Raw genomic sequence first — 1,841 nt, 5'->3', positions numbered from 1 at the left:
GAACTGACCGTCCACCGGGAGGGGGAGGCCGGCGAACGCGCGGTCGAGGTGGACCTCGCCGAGCGGCCCGGGACCGCAGGCACCGTATCGGTGCGGTAGTCCGGCGCGCGCGACGGTTCTCACCGAGAGATCGATTTGCCATCGATTCCGGCCGTACTAAGTCGATGAAAGCAGAAAGAAAAGTATGAACAAACCACCCGCGATAGTCAGGGTCGTCCTGTATGTGGCACTGCTGTACACGCTGGTGGTGGTTACGCTCTGGTTAGTGGAGCTAATTTAGAAGGAGATATCCACCTCGTCAACCGAGACATACCCGTTGTTGGTAGGAGGATTGAAATCCACTACCGAGGCGGCTCCGATGTCGTAGCTATGGGACAATTCAGAAGTGGACTTGATATGTACCCCGTACGTGTGGCCGGCTTCGAGTTCGACCAACAGCGAATCGTTGTAGGAGTACTGTATCCCAGCGTCGTTGTAGTCCGACTTCTTGAAGATGGTTTCGTCGTAGCGCTCGTTGTCGGTCTCGTCCTCGACGATCAGTTCCACCTGTTCGAAAATAGCTCCCTCATTGTATTCCATCGACCCCTGAAGATAGCCACGCGCGGTGAACGTTGCGAGTTCCTCTCCACTCGAATCTTCGACCTGAATCGCTCGTCCTAAGTACGCCCACGCGGTGCAGGTCCCTGCGCCACCAGCACACCCGACACCAGTATAGATGTCGTTTTCAGAGGTACTGAAATCGGCGGACGCATTCGGCTCAGCCAGAGTTCCGTTTATTTCTGTATACTTGTCACCATACTTCATTTGACTGATCGTCGTGTCAGATCCAAGATAGACAGATTTAGTTCCGAATCCCATCTCAAGCACCTCCGTTCTGAGAGGCGGACTCGCGCATATTCTGGAACATCGAGCGGCGCGCCTTTAGTTTGAGACGAAGCTGGTATCCGGGGGGTGTAGGTCTGCCAGGATCGACTTCGAGCTCGCTGAGGAGCGACTCATCGCTCAGTGCCTGTCCGTTTGTGGAGAACAGCGCCGCTGCACCACCTCCAGCGATCCCCAGCTGTATCGATTTTAGAACGCTTCGACGATGGATTCGTGGGTTCGTTTCTTCACCCATATTTCATCCTATCTCGCGCATAATAAATATCTTGTGGTAAAATAATATTACAAACGGTAAAATGGATCTGGTAAAGAGAGTTGCCAGAGGAGATTGAATCACACTCCGCTCACTCCCCGCGCGGCACCGCGACCGCGCCGACGCCGAACGCGACGACCGCCAGCGCCGACAGGATCGCGAGGTTCGCGCCCGCGCTCAGCCCCGCAAGCCCGCCGCCCTCGGGCGCCGCGAACGTGAGCGCGCGTACCCCCCGCGAGAAGTACGTCAGCGGCGAGAGGTTCACGGCCGGGAGGAACCACGCCGGCAGGAGGTCCGGCGGGACGAACGTGTCCGAGAGGAACAGCAGCGGCAGCGCGACCGAGTTCGAGGCGGCGATGACGCCGTCCTGGGTGTCCGACACCCGGCCGAGCACCGAGCCGACCCCGCAGAAGAGCACGACCCCGAGGACGACGAACGGGACGAGCAGGAGCAGGTCCGCGGAGACGGGGATGCGCGCGCCGGTGACGAGGGTGACGAGCGCGAACACGAGCAGCGACGCGAGGCCGATCACCCCGACGTTGACCAGCGTGTGCGCGAACAGCCACTCCCCGCGCGTCAGCGGCGTCGTCGCCAGCTTCTCGAAGCGGTGGCCGTCGCGGTGGCGGGCGATCTCCGAGCCGACCCGCGACAGCGGCGTGAACAGCACGACGGTGGCGAGGTAGCCGGGGAGGTAGTAGGCGTCCGG

At 60.3% G+C, this 1,841-nt stretch carries 3 protein-coding genes; all 3 read right to left on the bottom strand.

Going from position 1 to position 1,841, the window contains the following annotated elements; all coding sequences use genetic code 11:
* Window positions 1-276 precede the first annotated feature (276 nt).
* Window positions 277-858, bottom strand: a complete 582-nt coding sequence (locus tag ACQUQ1_RS22125; protein WP_435066346.1) for a hypothetical protein — start codon at window positions 856-858, stop codon at window positions 277-279.
* Window position 859: 1 nt separating this feature from the next.
* Window positions 860-1,117 carry a hypothetical protein gene (locus tag ACQUQ1_RS22120; RefSeq protein ID WP_435066345.1) on the bottom strand — a complete coding sequence of 86 codons (258 nt, stop codon included), beginning with the start codon at window positions 1,115-1,117 and terminating at the stop codon, window positions 860-862.
* 109 nt (window positions 1,118-1,226) lie between these two features.
* The coding region (locus ACQUQ1_RS22115) for an ABC transporter permease (protein ID WP_435066344.1) at window positions 1,227-1,841 on the bottom strand (615 nt) is incomplete at its 5' end.

Source organism: Halobaculum sp. EA56 (assembly GCF_051195075.1).
Taxonomy (GTDB): Archaea; Halobacteriota; Halobacteria; order Halobacteriales; family Haloferacaceae; genus Halobaculum.
This window is presented reverse-complemented; position numbering and strand designations above follow the sequence as displayed.

Bases quoted from the DNA above. Each gene is read 5' to 3' on its own strand.
- ACQUQ1_RS22120 (WP_435066345.1), bottom strand. From the start codon at position 1,117: ATGGGTGAAGAAACGAACCCACGAATCCATCGTCGAAGCGTTCTAAAA.
- ACQUQ1_RS22125 (WP_435066346.1), bottom strand. From the start codon at position 858: ATGGGATTCGGAACTAAATCTGTCTATCTTGGATCTGACACGACGATC.